The sequence below is a fragment of the Bradyrhizobium denitrificans genome (assembly GCF_013179005.1).
Lineage (GTDB): Bacteria > Pseudomonadota > Alphaproteobacteria > Rhizobiales > Xanthobacteraceae > Bradyrhizobium > Bradyrhizobium denitrificans.
Map to the genome: position 1 here is coordinate 1 of NZ_JABFDP010000057.1, position 17,988 is coordinate 17,988.

At 60.5% G+C, this 17,988-nt stretch carries 20 protein-coding genes; 11 read left to right on the plus strand and 9 right to left on the minus strand.

Annotation, left to right across the window (positions count from 1 at the left end; translation table 11 throughout):
• The first annotated feature begins 87 nt into the window (after positions 1-87).
• The 4 genes from HL671_RS36820 (at position 88) to HL671_RS36835 (ending at position 5,330) form a co-directional block, all read left to right on the plus strand.
• Positions 88-1,809 (plus strand): DNA-binding protein, encoded by a 1,722-nt coding sequence (locus HL671_RS36820; protein ID WP_172243862.1) that lies wholly within the window; start codon positions 88-90, stop codon positions 1,807-1,809.
• 68 nt (positions 1,810-1,877) lie between these two features.
• Positions 1,878-2,924, plus strand: a complete 1,047-nt coding sequence (locus HL671_RS36825) for a DUF7146 domain-containing protein (protein WP_172243911.1) — start codon at positions 1,878-1,880, stop codon at positions 2,922-2,924.
• 337 nt (positions 2,925-3,261) lie between these two features.
• Complete coding sequence (locus HL671_RS36830; protein ID WP_172243865.1) at positions 3,262-4,197, plus strand: DUF2493 domain-containing protein; 936 nt, start codon at positions 3,262-3,264, stop codon at positions 4,195-4,197.
• 812 nt (positions 4,198-5,009) lie between these two features.
• Positions 5,010-5,330, plus strand: coding sequence for a DUF736 domain-containing protein (locus tag HL671_RS36835; RefSeq protein WP_172243867.1), 321 nt, complete (start codon positions 5,010-5,012; stop codon positions 5,328-5,330).
• Between the two features lie 87 nt (positions 5,331-5,417).
• Here HL671_RS36835 and HL671_RS36840 read toward each other — a convergent pair whose 3' ends face one another.
• The 3 genes from HL671_RS36840 to HL671_RS36850 all read right to left on the minus strand — a co-directional run bounded on the left by HL671_RS36840 (position 5,418) and on the right by HL671_RS36850 (position 8,453).
• Entirely contained in the window at positions 5,418-5,675 is a 258-nt protein-coding gene (locus HL671_RS36840; protein ID WP_172243869.1) for a hypothetical protein, read from the minus strand.
• Positions 5,668-6,696, minus strand: coding sequence for a diguanylate cyclase (locus HL671_RS36845; protein WP_172243872.1), 1,029 nt, complete (start codon positions 6,694-6,696; stop codon positions 5,668-5,670). The genes HL671_RS36840 and HL671_RS36845 overlap by 8 nt, the downstream gene beginning before the upstream one ends.
• A gap of 542 nt (positions 6,697-7,238) precedes the next feature.
• Positions 7,239-8,453 carry a GGDEF domain-containing protein gene (locus tag HL671_RS36850; RefSeq protein ID WP_172243874.1) on the minus strand — a complete coding sequence of 405 codons (1,215 nt, stop codon included), beginning with the start codon at positions 8,451-8,453 and terminating at the stop codon, positions 7,239-7,241.
• A gap of 675 nt (positions 8,454-9,128) precedes the next feature.
• Here HL671_RS36850 and HL671_RS38650 point away from each other — a divergent pair.
• Both HL671_RS38650 and HL671_RS36860 read left to right on the plus strand, forming a co-directional pair.
• On the plus strand, positions 9,129-9,329 hold the full coding sequence (locus tag HL671_RS38650) for a hypothetical protein (protein WP_172243876.1): 201 nt from the start codon (positions 9,129-9,131) through the stop codon (positions 9,327-9,329).
• Positions 9,330-9,344: 15 nt separating this feature from the next.
• The gene (locus tag HL671_RS36860) at positions 9,345-9,740 is read left to right on the plus strand and encodes a hypothetical protein (RefSeq protein ID WP_172243878.1); all 396 of its coding nucleotides are present in this window, start codon (positions 9,345-9,347) and stop codon (positions 9,738-9,740) included.
• 806 nt (positions 9,741-10,546) lie between these two features.
• Here HL671_RS36860 and HL671_RS36865 read toward each other — a convergent pair.
• The 3 genes from HL671_RS36865 to HL671_RS36875 form a co-directional block, all read right to left on the minus strand.
• The gene (locus HL671_RS36865) at positions 10,547-10,924 is read right to left on the minus strand and encodes a helix-turn-helix domain-containing protein (protein ID WP_172243880.1); all 378 of its coding nucleotides are present in this window, start codon (positions 10,922-10,924) and stop codon (positions 10,547-10,549) included.
• Between the two features lie 51 nt (positions 10,925-10,975).
• Positions 10,976-11,287 (minus strand): hypothetical protein, encoded by a 312-nt coding sequence (locus HL671_RS36870; protein WP_172243882.1) that lies wholly within the window; start codon positions 11,285-11,287, stop codon positions 10,976-10,978.
• Between the two features lie 144 nt (positions 11,288-11,431).
• Positions 11,432-11,677 carry a hypothetical protein gene (locus HL671_RS36875; RefSeq protein WP_057195695.1) on the minus strand — a complete coding sequence of 82 codons (246 nt, stop codon included), beginning with the start codon at positions 11,675-11,677 and terminating at the stop codon, positions 11,432-11,434.
• 183 nt (positions 11,678-11,860) lie between these two features.
• Between HL671_RS36875 and HL671_RS36880 the strand changes: the two genes are divergently transcribed.
• From HL671_RS36880 to HL671_RS36890, 3 genes are all read left to right on the plus strand, one after another.
• Positions 11,861-12,085, plus strand: coding sequence for a helix-turn-helix transcriptional regulator (locus HL671_RS36880; RefSeq protein WP_057195694.1), 225 nt, complete (start codon positions 11,861-11,863; stop codon positions 12,083-12,085).
• A gap of 536 nt (positions 12,086-12,621) precedes the next feature.
• Positions 12,622-13,212 carry a hypothetical protein gene (locus tag HL671_RS36885; protein WP_172243884.1) on the plus strand — a complete coding sequence of 197 codons (591 nt, stop codon included), beginning with the start codon at positions 12,622-12,624 and terminating at the stop codon, positions 13,210-13,212.
• Positions 13,213-13,261: 49 nt separating this feature from the next.
• Positions 13,262-13,480, plus strand: a complete 219-nt coding sequence (locus HL671_RS36890; RefSeq protein WP_172243886.1) for a hypothetical protein — start codon at positions 13,262-13,264, stop codon at positions 13,478-13,480.
• 380 nt (positions 13,481-13,860) lie between these two features.
• On the opposite strand, the gene HL671_RS36895 is transcribed toward HL671_RS36890, so the two are convergent.
• The 3 genes from HL671_RS36895 to HL671_RS36905 form a co-directional block, all read right to left on the minus strand.
• Complete coding sequence (locus HL671_RS36895; RefSeq protein ID WP_172243913.1) at positions 13,861-14,100, minus strand: PilZ domain-containing protein; 240 nt, start codon at positions 14,098-14,100, stop codon at positions 13,861-13,863.
• A 473-nt stretch (positions 14,101-14,573) separates the two neighbouring features.
• Positions 14,574-15,110, minus strand: a complete 537-nt coding sequence (locus HL671_RS36900) for a hypothetical protein (RefSeq protein WP_172243889.1) — start codon at positions 15,108-15,110, stop codon at positions 14,574-14,576.
• 399 nt (positions 15,111-15,509) lie between these two features.
• Positions 15,510-16,250 carry a GntR family transcriptional regulator gene (locus HL671_RS36905; RefSeq protein ID WP_172243892.1) on the minus strand — a complete coding sequence of 247 codons (741 nt, stop codon included), beginning with the start codon at positions 16,248-16,250 and terminating at the stop codon, positions 15,510-15,512.
• A 400-nt stretch (positions 16,251-16,650) separates the two neighbouring features.
• Between HL671_RS36905 and HL671_RS36910 the strand changes: the two genes are divergently transcribed.
• Together HL671_RS36910 and HL671_RS36915 are read left to right on the plus strand one after the other, a co-directional pair.
• Positions 16,651-17,541 (plus strand): phytanoyl-CoA dioxygenase family protein, encoded by an 891-nt coding sequence (locus tag HL671_RS36910; protein WP_172243895.1) that lies wholly within the window; start codon positions 16,651-16,653, stop codon positions 17,539-17,541.
• 133 nt (positions 17,542-17,674) lie between these two features.
• Positions 17,675-17,818: a hypothetical protein gene (locus HL671_RS36915; RefSeq protein ID WP_246579781.1), complete on the plus strand. Its 144-nt coding sequence runs from the start codon at positions 17,675-17,677 to the stop codon at positions 17,816-17,818.
• Positions 17,819-17,988 lie beyond the last annotated feature (170 nt).

Here is a 17,988-nt window from a genome sequence, read left to right on the forward strand (position 1 = left end):
TCCAGCTAACAGGACACTTGACGCATAATCTAACCGCTGCACGCACTTGATCAGTTCCGTGCGTTCCGCGACATGAGTGAGAAGGGCATGAGCGAGGACGAGATCGCTGCTGCCTTCTTTGTCAGCGTCCAGGTCGTCAAACAACGGCTCCGGCTCGCCGCCATCTCGCCAGCGCTGCTCGACGTCCATGCCGAAGACGGCATGAGCCTCGACCAATTGATGGCGTTTGCGGTCAATCCGGACCACGAGCGCCAGCAGCAGGTATGGCAGGCGGTACAGCGCTCGCACAACAAGGAGCCGTATTACATCCGGCGTCTGCTCACCGAAGGCGCCGTGCGCGCCTCCGACAAGCGCGCCCAATTCGTCGGAATCGAGGCTTATGAGGCCGCCGGCGGCGACATCATTCGCGATCTTTTTCAGCAGGATGACGGCGGTTGGCTGCAAGAGCCGATGCTGCTCGATCGGCTCGTCGCCGAGAAGCTGGAACGCGAGGCGGGCAACATCCGTTCCGAAGGTTGGAAATGGGTCGAGGTCGCGGTCGATTTTCCCTACGGCCACATCTATGGTCTGCGCCGCATCTCCGGCGAGTCCGTCCTGATGACCGACGAGGAGCAGGCTGCGGCCGAAGCGCTGCGCGCCGAGTACGAGCGTCTAGAGCAGGAGCATTCCGACGTCGACGTCCTTCCCGAAGGGATCGATCAGCGCCTTGGCGAGATCGAGACGGCCCTTGCCGAACTCGATGAGCGGCCGGTCCAGTACGATCCTGACGAGGTCGCGCGTGCGGGTGCCTTCGTCAGCATCGATGCGTCGGGCGCGCTTCGGGTCGAGCGCGGCTATGTCCGTCCCGAGGATGAGCCGGCAGTTCCGCAGGCGGAGGGAGAAGTTGACGCCGAGCGGAGTGCCATCCCAGCGGCGACCTCTGCCTCCGGAGATAAGACCGAAGGGCAGACAGGCACCTCGGCAAATACCGAGGAGCCCGATCAGGAGGAAGGCATCAAGCCGATCCCAGACCGGCTGATGACCGAACTCACAGCGTATCGCACCCTGGCCTTGCGCGACGCGCTGGCAGGGGACCCGGACGTTGCGTTCCTGGCGGCACTGCACGCGCTTTGCCTGAAACTGTTTTACCGCTACACGCCCGAATCCTGCGTCGATATCGACGCCAAGAGCGTCGTCTTCGGCAGCCAGGCGCCGGGCCTTGGCGATGCCACGATCGCCAAGTCCGTCGACGAGAGGCACCGGCAGTGGTCGGAGCAGTTGCCGCGTGACTCAGCCGAGCTCTGGGATACGCTCGCGACCTTCGACCGGGACAGTCGCGATGCCCTGTTCGCACATTGCATCGCGCTGAGCGTCAATGCGGTGTACGAGCCCTGGAATCGGCGCCCGCGTGCGCTGGGCCACGCCGACCGCCTCGCCGAGGCAGTCGGGCTCGACATTGCTGCCGCAGGCTGGACGCCGACCGTCGACAACTACTTGGGGCGGGTGACCAAGGCGCGCATCCTGCAAGCCGTCCGCGAGGCCAGGGGGGAGACTGCGGCTCAGCTCATCGAGCACCTGAAGAAGGGCGAGATGGCGGAGCGGGCGCAAGAACTCCTCGCTGGCACGGGCTGGCTTCCGGAGCCGCTGCGCACGCCCGGCCAGGCCATCAGTACCACTTCAGTAGACGTGGAATCTGACCAAGTCTCGCGGTCCGATTCAATCGGCGAGGACACGAAACCTGCCGAACGCGAAGCGGCTAGGCCCGGTGCAGAGCATCCGGCGGAAGACGACGCAATTCTCACAGACGAGCCGCTTGTCGCGGCCGAGTAGGCGAGCAGAAGCGTCGATCTCGAAGGCCCGCCGTCACTGGCGGGCCTTCTTTTTTGCTGGAGATTGTCATGTCAGCCCAACTATCCGATCTCGCCCGCCGGCTGGCCGAGCGGGCCGAACTCGTCTGCCGGCACTATCTTTCAAATGGCCGGCGCGTTGGCCGCTATTGGGTCGTCGGCGACGTTCACAACACGCCTGGTCGATCCATGTTTGTTCGGCTACGCCGCCGTCATGGGGGTAAGGGAGCGGCCGGCAAGTGGACCGATGCCGCCACCGCTGAACACGGCGATCTGCTCGACGTCATCAGGGAAAGCTGCGGCTTCGTTGAATTCCGCGATGTCCTTGCCGAGGCGCGGCGTTTTCTCTGCCTGCCGCAGATCGAGGCGGAGTCTAAATCGCCGCTCCCACCCGTTCCCATCGGTTCGCCGGAATCGGCTCGGCGCCTGTTTGCCATGTCCAAGCCCATTCATGGCACGCTCGCAGAAACATACCTCCGGACGCGGGGCATTTTGGGCTTGCATGAGCTTACCAGCCTTCGGTTTCACCCGCGTTGCTACTACAGGCCGGATAATGACCTCCCGACTGAGACCTGGCCGGCCCTGATCGCCGCCGTCACCACGCTCACCGGCATCGTCACCGGCGTTCACCGTACCTGGCTCGACCCCTCCGGTCGCAGCAAGGCGCCGATCGACACACCACGCCGCGCGATGGGCCTGTTGCTCGGCAACGCTGTCCGATTTGGACGGGCTCATGATGTCCTCGCCGCAGGCGAGGGCATCGAGACCATGCTCTCCTTGCGTTGTGCCCTGCCGACCTTGCCAATGGCGTCAGCGCTATCGGCCAACCATCTCGCGGCCATGCTGCTGCCATCCAACCTGCGCCGGCTCTACATCGCCCGTGATGCTGATGCTGCCGGAGAGACAGCCGCAACCACTTTGGCGCAGCGTGCCCAAGCCGCCAGTATCGAGGCGATCCAACTCTCGCCCCGGTTTGACGATTTCAACGAGGATCTGCGCACCCTTGGCGTCGATGAGCTCCGGGCGGCTCTTCGCATTCAGCTTGCGCCTGCGGATGTCGTCCGCTTCTTGCCCTCAGCAGTCGCGCTCACGGCATGAGCGCCTGCGTCTCGCTGTCAGCGTCGACAGCCGGATCAAGGCGAAGCCTCGTTGTGAGAGCGCCGCGCCCGGCCTTCTAGAGGGCGATCGAACGGCAGGCGGGCCGGACCGGCAATGGCAGGGCGCGGCTATTTTCCGCCGGCGGTGGTCACCGCAGATCAACAACGATCAGTCAATCCGCCTTTGCATCGCGAAGCAAAATAGCCGCACCCTGCCATCCTCCGCTGTCGCTTCGGCCCTCCGCGTTGCTTCGGGTTCTGGTCCGGCCCGCCCGCCGCCTGAGTGATCGCCACGAAGGCCGCGATGGTCGCGGCCGATCCACGGAGGGCCTTATCCCATGACAGAACGTGACGACACCGAATTCGAACCGCCGCACGGTTCATCCCCGCTTCACCACGTTCTGACCGAACTGCAACTCTACGGCTATCGACCGTTCAGCGACGAACTCGATCCGAGGCCGCTTCCCGAAGCCAAGACGATCGTAGCGGCCGTTGCCGACGTCTTCGATGCCTTCGTGGCAACCCTGAGCGACAGCCGCATGGAGCCGGACCTGGAGGACCTGCTCTGGTCGACGGTCAATCTGTTCCATCGAGCCGCAGGCCGGATCGAGCGACAGCTCGACGACAACGAGCAGGCTCAACGAAGGAGCCAACACGAGCAGGATGGCTCTGAGGTGCGGTCGGTTGAACTGGAGCGGCTTGTCACGGAAGGACTCTCGTTGATCGAACGCCGCAACTGCATGGAGCTGTTCCGAGAGCAAGCCATTGCACAGTTCGAAACCCACACTGGTTCGCTGTGGCGCCCGCGATCCGGGTCGCTCGTCAACCATCGCTCGGTCACTTCGGCGGTGATCGACTCCAGAGACTTTCTCGCCGCAAAGCGTCGCGCCGAGACCGAGGTGCTCGTTCCGGTCGGACCCAAGGTCGCGCTGACCGGAGGTCTCGACTTCGATGACCATCATCTGATCTGGGATCGTCTCGACAAGGTTTACGCCAGGCACAGCGACATGGTCCTGTTGCATGGAGGCTCACCAAAGGGCGCCGAGCTGATTGCCGCCAAATGGGCGACGAACCGCAAGGTTCCACAAGTCGCATTCAAGCCGGATTGGTCGAAGCACGCCAAGTCCGCACCGTTTAAGCGCAACGATCTCATGCTGACTATGATGCCAATCGGCGTCATCGTGTTCCCAGGAACGGGAATCCAGGACAATCTCGCCGACAAGGCGAGGCGGATGGGAATCCCGGTCTGGAGATTTGGCGACGGCGGCGCATAGCGCCGCGATCGAGTCTCGCGCCTCATGCTGTGTATTGCTGCAAGATCGCTCCGAGAAATCAGCGCGCTTTGCCAACTGTGCCGATTATCGCCGTCACACGCGACCTCCGTCTGTATCCAGCCGGCTTGCATTGCCGTTCATCGTACAATTGCCGATTGCTGTCTCCAGAAAGTGCGCCCGTCGAGACCGGAGCGGGCTTGAACGAGTCTTCGATTGCGCTCGCGGCCGCGGCCAAAACAGCTGCAACCTTCGCCTCCGTATCGGTTGTTGCTTCGCCCGTTACGTGCGGTGATGTCCAGTCTATCCGATAGGCGGGGCTTCCTAGCAGCACTTCGACCATGCCGCCCCGATCTCGGCTCGGCGCCCTACGTGCTAGATCGGAGTCTGCTCGCAGGTGCGCTCATGTTCGGGAAATGATTCGCTCCTTCCTGCACGTACTCTCTCTTTTCCCGCCTGAAATCGAGCCACCTCTTGTATCGTACGACCGACGGCAGCCACGTCTCCTCTCTATGTTGTTCAGCACGCGAACACCTTGCCTCTTTGATGGCTTGATCTGGCCGAAGACCGGCTGCGCCTCGACCGTCTGAGACGCAACGCCAGTCTTGCGACTTTCTTCCCCTGGGCAAGCCCATTCCTCGCGAGACAAGAAAGTCTCAGCCATGGCGTCCTCCGCGATGCTTCGGCCCGCAAGCGGGTGCGTCGCCGATCGTCATTCGGCCTGGTCATCGCCATCGAGGCCGCGGTGGTCGCGGTCCGAAACAACGCAAGGAGACTTGATATGGCTACCATCGGTTCGNGCAAGGAGACTTGATATGGCTACCATCGGTTCGTTCAAGAAGGTCGGCAACGATTTTCAGGGGGAGATCGTCACGCTGAGCTTGCAGGCGAAGGGCGTCCGCATCGTCGCCGAGCCCAACCGCTCCAACGACAATGCTCCGAGCCACCGCATCTACGTGCGCCGAGCCGAGATCGGGGCAGCCTGGTCGAAGCGCTCCGAGGAAGGTCGCGACTACCTCTCGCTCAAGCTCGACGACCCCTCGTTCAACTCGCCGATCTACGCCAACCTGTTCGATGACGAAGACGGCGAAGGCTACACCCTGCTATGGTCGCGGCCGCGCAAGAGCGCCGACTGAGACGCTCAGTCAAGCCCCGCCCGGCGTCGCCGGGCGGGTTTCTTTGATGCAGCGAATCGCGAAAACGAGCCACCCGGCGGCTTCAAGTCAGCAATCAGAGCGCAGGACCGCCGCCTGGCGACAAAAGTTGGCGCCGCTGCGCGTCGCTCGCCTGCACGAACCAGTGTCGGCGAGCGATGCGTTTGACAGGGGTGCTGAAAAAGGGGAGCCCGGCGATCGGTTCTGTTCGGCATGGCGCTTGCCGCTGAGCGCCGCATAGTTGTTCGACGGATTGATCGCTTTCGCGGTCGGAAGATACGGGCGAGCTCCCTCGACGATTGTTCTGGTCTCGATGTGATCAGTCATCCGATCCGATTGTGCAATTCCGACCCGATTGCTTCGCCCGATAGAGCGCCTGATCACATCGCTCGATGAGGGCCTCGAAGCTTTCGCCCGGTTTGAATTGGGCAACGCCCGCCGAAATCGTCACTTGGCCGATCAACTCGCCCGTTGCCCGCTTCTTGACGTTCGCGCTGGCAATTCTGGTGCGCACTCTTTCGGCGATCTCCTGAGTGATTGTGAGCGGAGCGCCCGGCAGAATACCGATGAGTTCTTCTCCACCGTAGCGCGCTGCTAGGTCGCCGTCCCTGATGCCTTCTTGAAGGCACTTTGCGACCAGCCGCAAAACCTGATCGCCCAATTGATGTCCGTAGGTGTCATTGAACTTCTTGAAATGATCCACGTCGATCAGGAACACGCTCAAGGAGTCGCCGCTCTCCATGGCATTGATTTGGGCAGTGCGAAGGAAACTCTCCATTGCCCCGCGATTTGCGAGCCCGGTCAAAGCGTCGGTACGCGACCTGAGCTCCGCCTGCTCAAGTGACTTCCGAAGGTCGCCTAGTTCGCCCGACGCTTCGACGAGCTTCGCTTCCAGCGCCGACGCACGTTCCGTCGCTCTCGTCAATTCGTCGGCCAGCCGCTTCAGGGCAAGTTGCGGGTCATTGGCCGTGCGAAGCGTCCGCCCGACCTCCATCAACTCCTCGGAATGCGCTGCACTGTCGGCGATCGCGCCCGCAACGTCGTTTCGTACATTGACAAGAATTGCGTCGAGCTCGCCGGAAATGGTTTGGGCAACCTCTCCGACTGAACCAGTCGACTTGAGGAAGGTGTTGTAGAGTTCGCGATTGAGAGCCTTATCGAACTTGCGGTCGTTCGAGCGCAGGATATCGATGGTCTTGCGCAATGCCGCCGAGCGGCCCAGAACGTAAGCAAACCAGACGGTAAAATTTGGGGGTGTCGCCGGTACCTCCAACTCAGCCATGAGTTGGAGAGCATGTTTGGAGACGGAAGTCGCGTGGTCGGGTTCGAGGTCGTCCAGGCTCAGCATCTGCGAGCGCCTCCCTGTATGCGCCGGATCGGTCACTCCACGCACGCCGCGCCCCCTCCCAGCAATTTTTTCAAGGTCAGAAGGGAATGAAAGAAACCAATTCGATTTCAAGCCACCGGGTGTAGCTCTAGGATGGCCGCCATTTTTCGGCAACACGTTGCCGAGGAATGCCCACAGGCGGAAGGACAGGCTTCGTGCAGAAGATCGTCTGCGACGGCGCGAAGCGGAAATTTAGTTCTTGCCGATCCGCTGCCGATCAATCCGCCGCCGCAGGCAAAGCTGGGTCAGACTTGGAGACCAGCCGCAGGACGGTTCGGCATTTGGGGCATTCGAATGATCGGATTTCGTAACCCGGCGTCACTGGCGAGACATCGCGTAGTAGCCTGGTGACGCTGCAGGAATAGCAAGCGGGAGCCTCAGCCATGGACGGACCCCTTTTGTCGGCGAATACGCACTCACCATCTGCCCGAGCGGTTAACGAGCTTCTAACTTCCGAGACCGTATTGCAACGGGAGGACGTGCGCCGATCGATCGACAACTGGCTACGCAGCGGCGCTTTGGCGGCTCGGCTCGGCGGCACTTCGTGCGAGAAGGAGACGTAACCTCGCCAGGTCGTCTTCGGATGCGACTTCACAACGTGACCCGCCGGCGAACTTGGCCTGATAGAGCGCGGCGTCGGCAGCCCGCAGCAGATCGGCCGCTCTGTTCCCGTGCCCGGGGGCCATCGCGATGCCGACGCTCACACCGACGTGTGCCCGCGTGCCGCAGCCGAGATCATACGGAATTCCGATCGCCTCGACCAAGTGCCGCCCAAAATTCGCCGCCTGTTCCGCGGTGCAGCCTGCGACGAGCACGACGAATTCGTCACCGCCGAGGCGCGCCGGCAAGTCACCTTCGCGGGCCAGGCCACGCAAGCGCTCGGCGACGCTCTGCAGCAGTCGGTCGCCCCCGGCGTGGCCGTGCGTGTCGTTGACCACCTTGAAGTCGTCGAGGTCGAGATACAGCAGCGCCAGCGCCTCGTCGCCGTCCCGCCGTGACAGCCGCTCCTCGATGGCGCCAACGAGTCCCGCTCGATTGGCAAGGCCAGTAAGCTCATCATGTCGGGCGCGCCGATCGTTTTCTCGCTCGGCACGCATCGTCGCGATCAGCAGTCGGTTCAACTTGAAGCAGGCCATGGTCATGGCCGCCAGATACATCGGGATCTGGAAGAAAAGGACCAGCATGAGCGGCTGTCCCGCCATCAGGGCGCCCGGAATCGTCGGGCCCAGGCTCAGCACGATCATTGCGCCGCAGAGCCGCGGCGCACTGAAATTGCGGAAGCAAATCCCGCCGACCATCGCTCCGGCGGATACGCAGGCGAGCGTTGCCGCCACCCAGTCACCCGTCGCAAGACTAATCAGCGCCCCATAGCCGACGCTGCCGCTCCAGGCAATCGAAAGCACCAGGTTGATGTCGGTCGGCGTCGCGTCATGCCTCAGCGCCCGACGACGGGCGACGATCAACACGGTGAGCCGCGTCAGGCAGATCGCAATCTCGAGCGCGAGCCACGCGATGAACAACGGCGTCGGCGAGCGCGCGGCAATGGCCGCAGCGACCAGAAGAGTGTTCAGGATGCCGCCGATAAAGACCGGCAGCGTGCCGTACAGATTGCCGATCAGTGCGACCCGAATGTCCTCGGGCACTTCCGCACCGCAATCGGCGAGCCATCGCGTGACGCGCCAGCGCGGGAGGCTGTAGATTCGCGAATCCGACTGCATCAGGGTGCTCTCGGGTTTCCTGTCGACAAAGTTTCTTGCGGCGAGGGTTGCCAAATCAAAAGGACTGAAAAATCAGCGCTCGACGATGGTCGCTTCCGGCTTCGATTTCGCTAAACGAGACGCCGCGACTTTAGGCAAATTGCTTCTTTGCTTAAGAAGCGATTGAACTGGCGTCGATGATCGTAAGACTCTGCGACGCGGCCACACTCGCTCTGGCGGAACTCCCGTAGAGTCACGGAATCCAAAATGCACCGAAAACCTGCTTAACAGTCCCTCAGCACCGGGGCTGCGTATTTCATCATGATTTATATTTCTCGCCGGTGGGCCGCAGGCCATTGGTCTGCGGCCATTCTGCTGTAGCGCCAGGACCGATGCACCGGCCGTTTGCGCACTCGGTGCGGCTGTCCGCCCCCTAGGCGCTGCGGCCCACCTGGTCCACCGGCGCTATGTACGGCGCTTCCGGTTGAGTGCGCTCCTTCTTAGGACCAAGTCTCGGCGATTTCGTCAGCTTCTCTCCACTCGCCCTTGGTCGAGGCGGCGCGAAACCCAAGTTCGGCGGCCGTTGCAAGGCGCGGCCGGAGGTACTAGAATTCCGAGGATTTTATCGACTGTTAATGCTCTTGAACGCGACGCGAAGCGATTTCCTAAGGTAAGATTTTCCGCTGGGGATCTCTCATGTTTGATGCCGCTACCACCGCGCTTTTGCGCGCGGTCCTCGAAGAGGTCTGTGAGGACGTTTCCCGTCACGAGACGGGCGCCCGTACGCATGTCGCTTCGAAGATTCTGCAAGCCGCCACCAATGGAGACACGACGCCAGACCGGCTCAAAGAGGTCGGCCGCGAGGCCCTCTCAGGCGCACCAACCATGTGGCGATAGTCGCAAGAGGCCGGGGTGAATTTCCAGGTCACGGTCCTGAAGATCCTGGTGAGCTATCCCGGCGGCTTCGCGGGGATGGCCGACCTCAAGCGTGACATGGCGATTCTGGCAACCAGCGGCCCCGATTGGGCCGAGCGTACCAAACGCTTGGCTGCTCGCGTTCCGGATTTGGACATCTTTTCGCAAGGATTGATCGAGCGCATGAACGGCGGGTGGCGGATCACCGACAAGGGGCGGGCGGTATTGGACGTCATGGAAGCCCGTCATCCGGCTCCGCAGACCGCTCATGTCGATGCGTCCCATCCCGCAACATCCCCGCCGCCGTTTCCGATCATGGCGCGCCCGGGTAAGCGCACCCGTCGTCAGCGTCGGCAGGCCGCTCGCGAAAGGGCGCGGGCAAAAGCTTCCTGATCTGGCTCTTGCGCTGGATAGACCAATGGGATCGACCGATCTGATCGGCCAGCGCGTGCAAGGCCATTCTGTGAGGCGATCTCGAGGCGACACGACTTCCAGATGCGTGACGGCATCGGCGAGCGGCCTTTAGCGAGACCCGCCACGTCAAGTCGACCTGCTTCATCCAGGCGGGTGGACGGGCGGGCGTTCAGTAACATCACCCTCTTCGGGACCCCGCACCACGTGAAGACGAGGGCTCGGGATCGGGAATGGCCTCTCCGTTCTCGGGGCAGGCTCCGGTCGGATGCCTTTGACAGCGTATAGCTCCGCGAGCTCTAACAAACGCCGCTTGGTGAATGGGTCGACGCGCTCGGCGATGTCGCGCACGCGCTGCGCCAGCCCACGGTAGAACTCATGCTCCATGACGCTACCACCCACACAACAAGAAGTAGTGACAGTTGATTACAAGGCCGCGGTCGAGGTCAATATACGTGCGCCGGATGGGCACGATTTTCGCGGCGCACAAGTGTCGGGCTTCAGCGGGATCTTCGCGACGGGGAGCCTGCAAGGAAGCAGTGAGACGCTATGTCTACGGGCTTGAACCAAGGTCCTGCGGCCCCCGGATGCCGAGCGCGAGGTCAAGCAGGAACAGGCCTGCTCCGAACGTCGCCATGGCGGCGAACGACCCAGCTGCTAGCCCAGCTCCAACGACAGCCACGATGAAACCCGCCACCATCAATCGAGCCGCGATGCGCGACTACTTGATTGGGTCAATTGGCATGCCGCCTTCTTCCCGTTGTTCACAAAAGTCGACCGGAGCTCGCTCACTGCGAAGCTGCCATCCCTTGCACAAGCTCAGAGATCTGCTTTTTCAGTCTTCGGTCCTTGAGCTTCTGATAGGCCTCGAACATCTTGATCGCCGGCTTGTCGAGATCGGCGATGAGGAGTTCAGGCAACCGGTTGGACGAGGTCTTCGATTTCTCGCCAAGCAGGACCGAGGTTGAAACGCCGAAGATTGTCGCAAGCCGCAATAGCCGCGTTGGGCTAAACTGATTGACACCCCGTTCGTACTTCTGAATTTGCTGAAATGAGACGTCGAGCTCGTCGGCTAGAAATTGCTGGGTAAGCCCATTCTGAAGGCGCAAGCCGCGGATCCTAGCTCCGATAGCTGCGTCGATCATTTCCTCGTCTGCTTTTGTCATCGCCAATATGCCCCAAATGCGGTCGATATGAACCGAAACCAATGAACTTGATCACAATGCGACGAGCCCCCTGGACTCGATGCGCATCGCCTTTCTTCGCACAATTTCGATCAGCTCTTCTGCCATCAAGAGATGTTCTGAGGCGGTCCGAATCTGATCCGTCTCCGATTTTATCGCGTCGGCGCGGCGCAGTTGCAATGCTGCCACCTCGAGACAAAGAATAATATTGCCGATGTCATGCCGGGCATTCGTCGGCTGATGACGACGGTCGAGGAGCCCTTCCGTCTCGGCATCCCTCGAGGCGGTGTAAATCCTACCGGGAGGTGCCAGACCCAATTGGGGGAATTTTAGGACGTTCGGCATGTTCGTTTTGTCACCACAAGAGGACTGGACGCGCCGTTGAGAGAGCTGCAACACATGTTCTTGATAATGAAGGTCAACTGCAACATGAATTCACAAACGGAATTTTGGCTCCATGTTGCCTGAGCGCACCGTGTTGCCCGCCGATCACCTGTCGCTGTTACTCTCTTGCTGGATGCCTTTGGCATTGCGAGTAAGCTCAGCCTCGACCAGCAGCTCATGGACGAGAATGCGCGCAAGTCGTTCGGGAAGCATGCGATCAAGCGCGGCAGTCCGCTCCATCGTTCCGACGACCGCCACGAGCGTGCCTTCTGTGACGAGATACGCGCATTGGTGCGCTTTGCCGCCATAGACGTACTCGAAACGTACAATGTCGGCTTCGCTAAGCTTCATGATCGCCCTGCGAGGTGCGCTGTTGAAATGGCGCCGGCTCGACCGAGGAATCGGATCGCCAACGTGAGAACATGTTCATCGCTCTGCTCGCGAAAGTTTATCGGCATCATGCTATACGCTTCGACGTGTATTATACGTTAAAGCGTGTGGCGCGAGCGCGTCGCAAATGCATCATCCTGCCGGATGAAGCGGCGAACACCAGCGCACACCAAACGCTTGCTTGCCCGCAATCTGCGCCGTTTGCGGCAGCAGAGATCCTGGTCGCAGCACGATCTTGCCGATGAAGCGAACGTTCGGCAGGCGCTCGTCAGCGCCCTGGAGGTCGCGAAGGCAAATCCGACGCTTGATTCTCTCGACAAAATTGCCGTCGCCCTCAACGTGGGCGTCGCCGATTTGCTCCTTCCTTGAGATGTCGATCTCGGTCGAATTTCCCCCAAGATGGCCTGTCTGCGCCGCTCGGAATGATCGGCATTGCAAGGCAATTTGCTGGCCGGCACCAGGGCCACAGAGCGAAAGAGCCCCGAACCTGGGTGTCCGGGGCTCCGTGTCAGCGTCGTAGCTCCCTCCTTGGGCGGGAAGTTCGGCAATGACGCTCGAAGGCTGTGCCATCTGGGGCAGCGCGCATTGAGCTAGATCAAGAACCGGTAAGCTTTTCGCGAATAGCGCGACAAACGACCTATCCGGCGGCAGTCGTCGGGAAAGACCGTTGAGCCGCTTCGCCAGGCGTGGACCACTTCGCCCCAGGGAAAAGAAGCAGGTTCCGCGTCGGTTGGATTACGGGCAACCCAGCGGGATTGACGGTGCCTAGCCAGGAATCCGAAGTGCCGCGATCACTGGAAAGCGGTCGATTGGCTGCTCGCCGCAAGAACTTTCCTGGTTGAAGGAGCACGCCGCAGCGCTCCGAAACATTGCGACGGAAGCACCGCGACAGTATGACTTGATCAATGGAAGACGACATTCGCTGCGGTACAACCGCCTACATTCGAGAGATTCTCGATCTCCATCTGATGACGGGCCGCTATTCGACCGTTCTTGTCCAAGAACTTGCGGAGATATTCGAGCGCCGTTCCGGCAACGTGTTCGCGATCCTTGATGAGGTTGCCGCACTGGAGGGGGCGCCGGGTGCGCGCCCAAGTCTTACCAAGCCTCCCGCCATGTTTGTCCGGCCGCCGCTCACCGGGCTTTGGCACAAGCACTACAATCAGGCGTCATTCCTGCATCAAAACGTCTCGAATCACTGGCGAGCGAACGACTTTGCCGTGCATGCCGCAAGGACCATCGGTGAGGCGGCAATTCACGAAGACAAGCTCATCGGCGCGCTGATCCACGAATTTGTCATGGGTGGCTATCGTGAGCGCAGCGAGGCCCGCCGCCTGACGGGTCAGTGGATCGTGTATGCCCGGCAGGACGATGTGAATACGTACCTGACGCTGGGGACGCATGGCGACGATGCTGCGATTCGACAGAGAGTGCTCGGCTGCGCGACCGAGTTCCCGGAGCTCGGCCTGGACGAACGGCGCGTGCCCGCTCGGTAGTCGACTTGGGCGACGCACCAATATTGCCTCACCTTCGAAGAGACGGCCAATGAGCTTGGATTCCCTGACCGCCGCCATCGACCGCTTCTTCCGGTCGTACTTCAGCCACTGCGTAACGCCAGATGAGGATACCCTCCTCAATCTGCTGAATGCGCTGCATGGTCTGAACGACAAACTTCAAAAGGATGTTGGACGAAATCTGTTTGCGTCGACAATTTCATCGCACTCAAAGCCCTCAGAAATCTCTTTCATCACCACGTCGAGCTAATCCACGACATCAAGATCATCCCGGTTAGCGATCTTCCGCCAATGACCACCGATTTGCTGGTTATCTGTCTGGTGCCTGCGGACCTGATCGAGCAGGCAGCAACGGAGACCGATCGGAAGTATCGCGAACAGGTCCGATCGGCGTTCGCAGCCTTCAAGAGATATGGATCGATCGTCAACATTCAAGCCCTGCCTGTTCAACGTTGCAGTCGATGTTTTCGAGTTGGTTACCGAATTAGACGTCACACCATCTTCGGACGCATATATGGCTTTCGAACAGTCGTATCAGTTCGAGGAGGCCAACGGGCACGATCATCGGGTGAGCGGGAACAACCAGTCTTGATTCACTGACGTCTGTTCACGCAGTAGCATGTGTCGCTCTCATTCAAATACAACACCAATTCGCTTTTCTTTGCGCCAAACCACTCGACAACGTTGATGCGTTCGCGTTCCAGACAGGAGCAGATTGAACTCCGATGGAATGCCTAGTGGACTTGCCACGTCGAGCGCTGCGCCCGTGTCGGAGATGTTTCGTACGACGCAATCGATGGCGCCGCCATTGAACTCGATGATGCCGGACTTCAGCACACGCTGGCGCGGTGCTGCGCGCTGGTTGTCCAGAACCTGGAGCGACACTTCGGGCTGCGGCTTCTCGGACAGCCTTTGTTGGGCGAGCCTTTCGGCGTGCTGGGCCGCAGTCGCAATGTCCTGCTCCGTCAGTGTCGGTCTGATCCTGGCCCATGCAAGCTTGAACCGCACCTGACCGTCCCTGAAATCAATGGCGACTCCCCTGTCGCCGGGCGTGGGATTCTGACCATAGACATTGCATCCCCACCACCAGTGCCGAGTGTGCGGTTGCTTCAGGATTCTTCCGATCGAAAGTCCGCGCCAGACCACTTCATAGTCATCAACCTGGACCACGCCATCGACAACCATCGGGCGGAGCCCGATTGTCTCTGGATCCTCGGACATTCTGAGCAGGCCTCTGACGACGTGATTCCGATTGCGTATTGCAATGGCAAGGTCAGCGTCAAGTCAACGGAGACCGTCTAGCTCCGGGCATACCCGCACCTCCTCATCAAGAGCGGCGGGAATTAAACTTCCGACCGGCGACGGACCTTTCGAGCCCTGTCCATAAAGGCCAATACGTCCTTGTTGGCCCGCTCTGCCCGATCTCCATCGGTCAATCGCGGCGATGACCTCGAAGTCCGGCGATCGGTCGGGGCATCGATGACGTCCTGAGGCGGTGCCGCGCGTCTTTTTTGCCGCAACGGAGCGGCCGGACGGCGGGTTGCTTTCCCAGGCGACTTCGCACGCGATTGGATCGCTTCCGACCCAAAGCTTTGTTCCCGGCGCTGATTGTCCACGACCGGTTCCTTTTCAGTTCGCGCGCGCCAGACCGTGGACGACAATGTTCCGACGCTCAGGGGCAGTCCTCCTTTGCCGTTTACGCCGGCGGCGGTCAGCATGCCGACCATGTCATGCCAGCTCATGCCGCGGCGTTCGGCAGCATCGAACCACCACAGGTGGCTGGCGACGAGCCGCGACAGCCGTTTCCGTCCCCCGTTAGGCAGGTGGAAGTCCTCGGTCATCGCCTTCAGCCCCGCCTCAAGCTCCTTGTTACTCAGCATGTCGACTTCTCCGCATGTCAGGAAGGATCTAAGTAGCCGAAGGAGCTTCTGCAAGTCTCTGCAAACCTCTGCGTCAGTATGCGGAATAATGCAGATTGGGAGTGATCACACCTGTGCATCAGGTCGATGCTTGGCCCGGCATCGCAATTCGCTGGCCGGTGTCGTGAGTGGCGAGTTCCTCTCAGCACATTCCAGAGGTCGGGGTCGGCCTCTCCAGTAAACCGAGATTGCAGCCCGAGCGCGAATGCGCCGGAGATCAGCAGTTCGAACGCGATAGTAAGCAGACGGTGATTGAGCTGGTTGACAAGACGGAAGGAGGCTCAAGAAGTATTAAGGGCTATTATGGCGCTTTCGTCGTGTTTGGCTTTCGCACTCTGGCATTCCTGCTCCACAGCGCTTCTACAGCGTCATTCTCAATTCCGCAGCCTCGCTCCTGAAGCGGGTGATTGACAATTCCATTAATTCTTGAGTTCGCGGATCATGGTTGACGCTATGGGAATACAGGATGCAGGCGCCGCGGGGCACTCGCAGCATCTTGCAATCGATGCTTGATGCGCGATCGACCCCGACAGTGGTCTCGATCCGTTGCGGACTGACGCCGAGCTTCTCGCGCATCCATTCGTGGACGGATGTTCCATTAAAGTCCTCCATCAGCCCCTGCGCGTCAAGCCCGAAAAGCAGATGCCGGATCCAGCAAACGGGCTCGTCTTCCACGTACCGAACGGTGGTGATCTCGCCGGTCGCGTCCCTTTGCAGGACGCGGCGGCAGATCTGGAGTAAGGTGCGGGACGGAAGATCGGTAGCCGAAATCAATTCAGTCCTGGGAGTAACGCCTGCCGCGAGCGCCGACGCGGTGAAGCTCGTGTTGAAGGTGATACGGTGGTTGAGCCGCTTCTTTATCACGACGCTCCGGGCGCCCCAGGCCGTTGAAATCATGCCCGCCTTGTTCAGTGCTTCGATCGCCCGCCGGATCGTATTCCGGTGCACCTCGAACTCCAGCGCCAAAGCGCGCTCCGACGGCAGCCGGTCGCCCGATTTGTAGGAGGCGCGGATCCGTCCCTGAAGCTGCCGTGCGATGTGAAGATAGACACCGCGCTCTTCATGATCCGACCGTCGCCGGGCTTCCTGCGGTTCGCTCATGGTGACATCGCATCGAAGATGGTTGCTGTCGGGAATAGGGTGACTCTGTCACGCTGGCGTGGACCACTGCGCAGAACGATAATTTGTAAAGCCTGTGTCGCGAAACTGCAGCGAGCTTCGTGTTTGCTGCAGCAGTCTTTTCTGCATTCATGACAATCAACGCATCAATACAACTGGTCTAAGCCACCTGTCTAATCAAACAGTCAATCCATCCAGTGTTTTGCGTGCTCGAAGCGATTGTCACACTACAGACACACGAAATACACGGCCCTGTCACCGCGGAGAGCTATCAGAACGACGCGGTTGTAAACCAGTCCGAGGTGGACAACTGAGCGCTGGAGGGGATGTGGATTGGTGCGGTGCATTGATCGCATCGCCCGTCATCAGGAAAGAGCAGAGCATGCTGACGGATCGTCACATCGCCGAATATCACGCCAAAGGTTTCGTCGTGGCCGAAGGAATCTTTGCCGAGCAGGAGATCAGCGAGCTGCGCCGCGTCACGGACGAGTTGATCGTCGAAGCGTCAGCGCTGACAAGTCCCACGCCGACCTTCGAACTCGAACCTTCCCACACTCCGGAACAGCCTGCTGTCCGTCGAATCGAGATGCCGCACAGGCACTTCGACTTCTTCAGGGAGTTCGTGCGACATCCCGCCCTTATCGACAGCCTCCGGAAGCTGATCGGCCCTGACGTACGAGTGCACAACTCCAAGATCAACCTGAAGCCGGGCCGGATCGGTTCGCCCGTCGAGTGGCACCAGGATTGGTGCTTCTATCCGCACACCAACGACGCGTTCCTGACCGTGGGCGTGTTCCTGGATGAGATCACTAGCGCTAATGGACCTCTGCTGTGCTTGCCAGGGTCTCACCAAGGAAAGATCTACGATCACTACAACCCTGATACCGGGTACTTTTGCAGCGCGGTCGACCTGGATGCTGATCCCGTGAACGCCACAGGCGCCGAAGAGTGCATTGGTCCGGCAGGGGCGGTGTCGTTCCACCATGTCCGAACGCTGCATGCCTCGGGACCAAACATGTCTGCCCAGGCCCGCCGCTTGTTGTTGATTGGATATGCCGCTGCTGACGCATGGCCGCTGTTAGGCGTGAAGGACTGGGACCAGTACGAGGCAGACATCGTTTGCGGGCGGTCGACCAACAACCCGAGGATGGTCGCACTGCCGTGCCCAATGCCCTTTCCGATGCCGCCCGAGGAGCAAGAACGGTTCAGTCTGTTCGATAACCAGAAGCGGGCGCGGCGCTTGCTATATGAGCGTCCCGCCGAGGCGGACTAGAAGCTTAGTCCGCGGGCCCGGTGGGCACGACGGCGCATGTTTGACCTAGTAGCCCCGGCGATGCAACCGGACGGGTGTGAAAGTTCATGTCGCTGTTAGTTGCGAAGCCGGGTCTGTGCCGCGAATCAAGCCGATGACGGATTTTGTGAAAGCGGGTGAAACGATCCGCGAGTACTCGCCCTGCTTCAAGAAGCGCGGGGTGGATCAAAATAACTTGGTTCCTGGGGCAGTGTTCGTCGACGGCGCGCTGTGCGTCGAATTCGTGGGCAGGGACTGACCGAACATCGATCTACCGATCTTTAAGACTGTTATCGGTTTAGCAACGCGTGGAGACATCATGAGCATTAACAGACGTAAGTTCCTGGCGGCAACTACTGCAGGGGCTGCACCGGCTTTAGCTTTCCGCCAGCCATAGCACTAACCAAGAAGCTTCGTGATCTTGCACCG

Excerpts from the sequence above, each read along its gene's own strand:
- HL671_RS36820 (WP_172243862.1), top strand. The coding sequence starts at position 88 with ATGAGCGAGGACGAGATCGCTGCTGCCTTCTTTGTCAGCGTCCAGGTC.
- HL671_RS36825 (WP_172243911.1), top strand. The coding sequence starts at position 1,878 with ATGTCAGCCCAACTATCCGATCTCGCCCGCCGGCTGGCCGAGCGGGCC.
- HL671_RS36830 (WP_172243865.1), top strand. The coding sequence starts at position 3,262 with ATGACAGAACGTGACGACACCGAATTCGAACCGCCGCACGGTTCATCC.
- HL671_RS36835 (WP_172243867.1), top strand. The coding sequence starts at position 5,010 with ATGGCTACCATCGGTTCGTTCAAGAAGGTCGGCAACGATTTTCAGGGG.
- HL671_RS36840 (WP_172243869.1), bottom strand. The coding sequence starts at position 5,675 with ATGACTGATCACATCGAGACCAGAACAATCGTCGAGGGAGCTCGCCCG.
- HL671_RS36845 (WP_172243872.1), bottom strand. The coding sequence starts at position 6,696 with ATGCTGAGCCTGGACGACCTCGAACCCGACCACGCGACTTCCGTCTCC.
- HL671_RS36850 (WP_172243874.1), bottom strand. The coding sequence starts at position 8,453 with ATGCAGTCGGATTCGCGAATCTACAGCCTCCCGCGCTGGCGCGTCACG.
- HL671_RS38650 (WP_172243876.1), top strand. The coding sequence starts at position 9,129 with ATGTTTGATGCCGCTACCACCGCGCTTTTGCGCGCGGTCCTCGAAGAG.
- HL671_RS36865 (WP_172243880.1), bottom strand. The coding sequence starts at position 10,924 with ATGACAAAAGCAGACGAGGAAATGATCGACGCAGCTATCGGAGCTAGG.
- HL671_RS36870 (WP_172243882.1), bottom strand. The coding sequence starts at position 11,287 with ATGCCGAACGTCCTAAAATTCCCCCAATTGGGTCTGGCACCTCCCGGT.
- HL671_RS36875 (WP_057195695.1), bottom strand. The coding sequence starts at position 11,677 with ATGAAGCTTAGCGAAGCCGACATTGTACGTTTCGAGTACGTCTATGGC.
- HL671_RS36880 (WP_057195694.1), top strand. The coding sequence starts at position 11,861 with ATGAAGCGGCGAACACCAGCGCACACCAAACGCTTGCTTGCCCGCAAT.
- HL671_RS36885 (WP_172243884.1), top strand. The coding sequence starts at position 12,622 with ATGGAAGACGACATTCGCTGCGGTACAACCGCCTACATTCGAGAGATT.
- HL671_RS36890 (WP_172243886.1), top strand. The coding sequence starts at position 13,262 with ATGAGCTTGGATTCCCTGACCGCCGCCATCGACCGCTTCTTCCGGTCG.
- HL671_RS36900 (WP_172243889.1), bottom strand. The coding sequence starts at position 15,110 with ATGCTGAGTAACAAGGAGCTTGAGGCGGGGCTGAAGGCGATGACCGAG.
- HL671_RS36905 (WP_172243892.1), bottom strand. The coding sequence starts at position 16,250 with ATGAGCGAACCGCAGGAAGCCCGGCGACGGTCGGATCATGAAGAGCGC.
- HL671_RS36910 (WP_172243895.1), top strand. The coding sequence starts at position 16,651 with ATGCTGACGGATCGTCACATCGCCGAATATCACGCCAAAGGTTTCGTC.
- HL671_RS36915 (WP_246579781.1), top strand. The coding sequence starts at position 17,675 with ATGACGGATTTTGTGAAAGCGGGTGAAACGATCCGCGAGTACTCGCCC.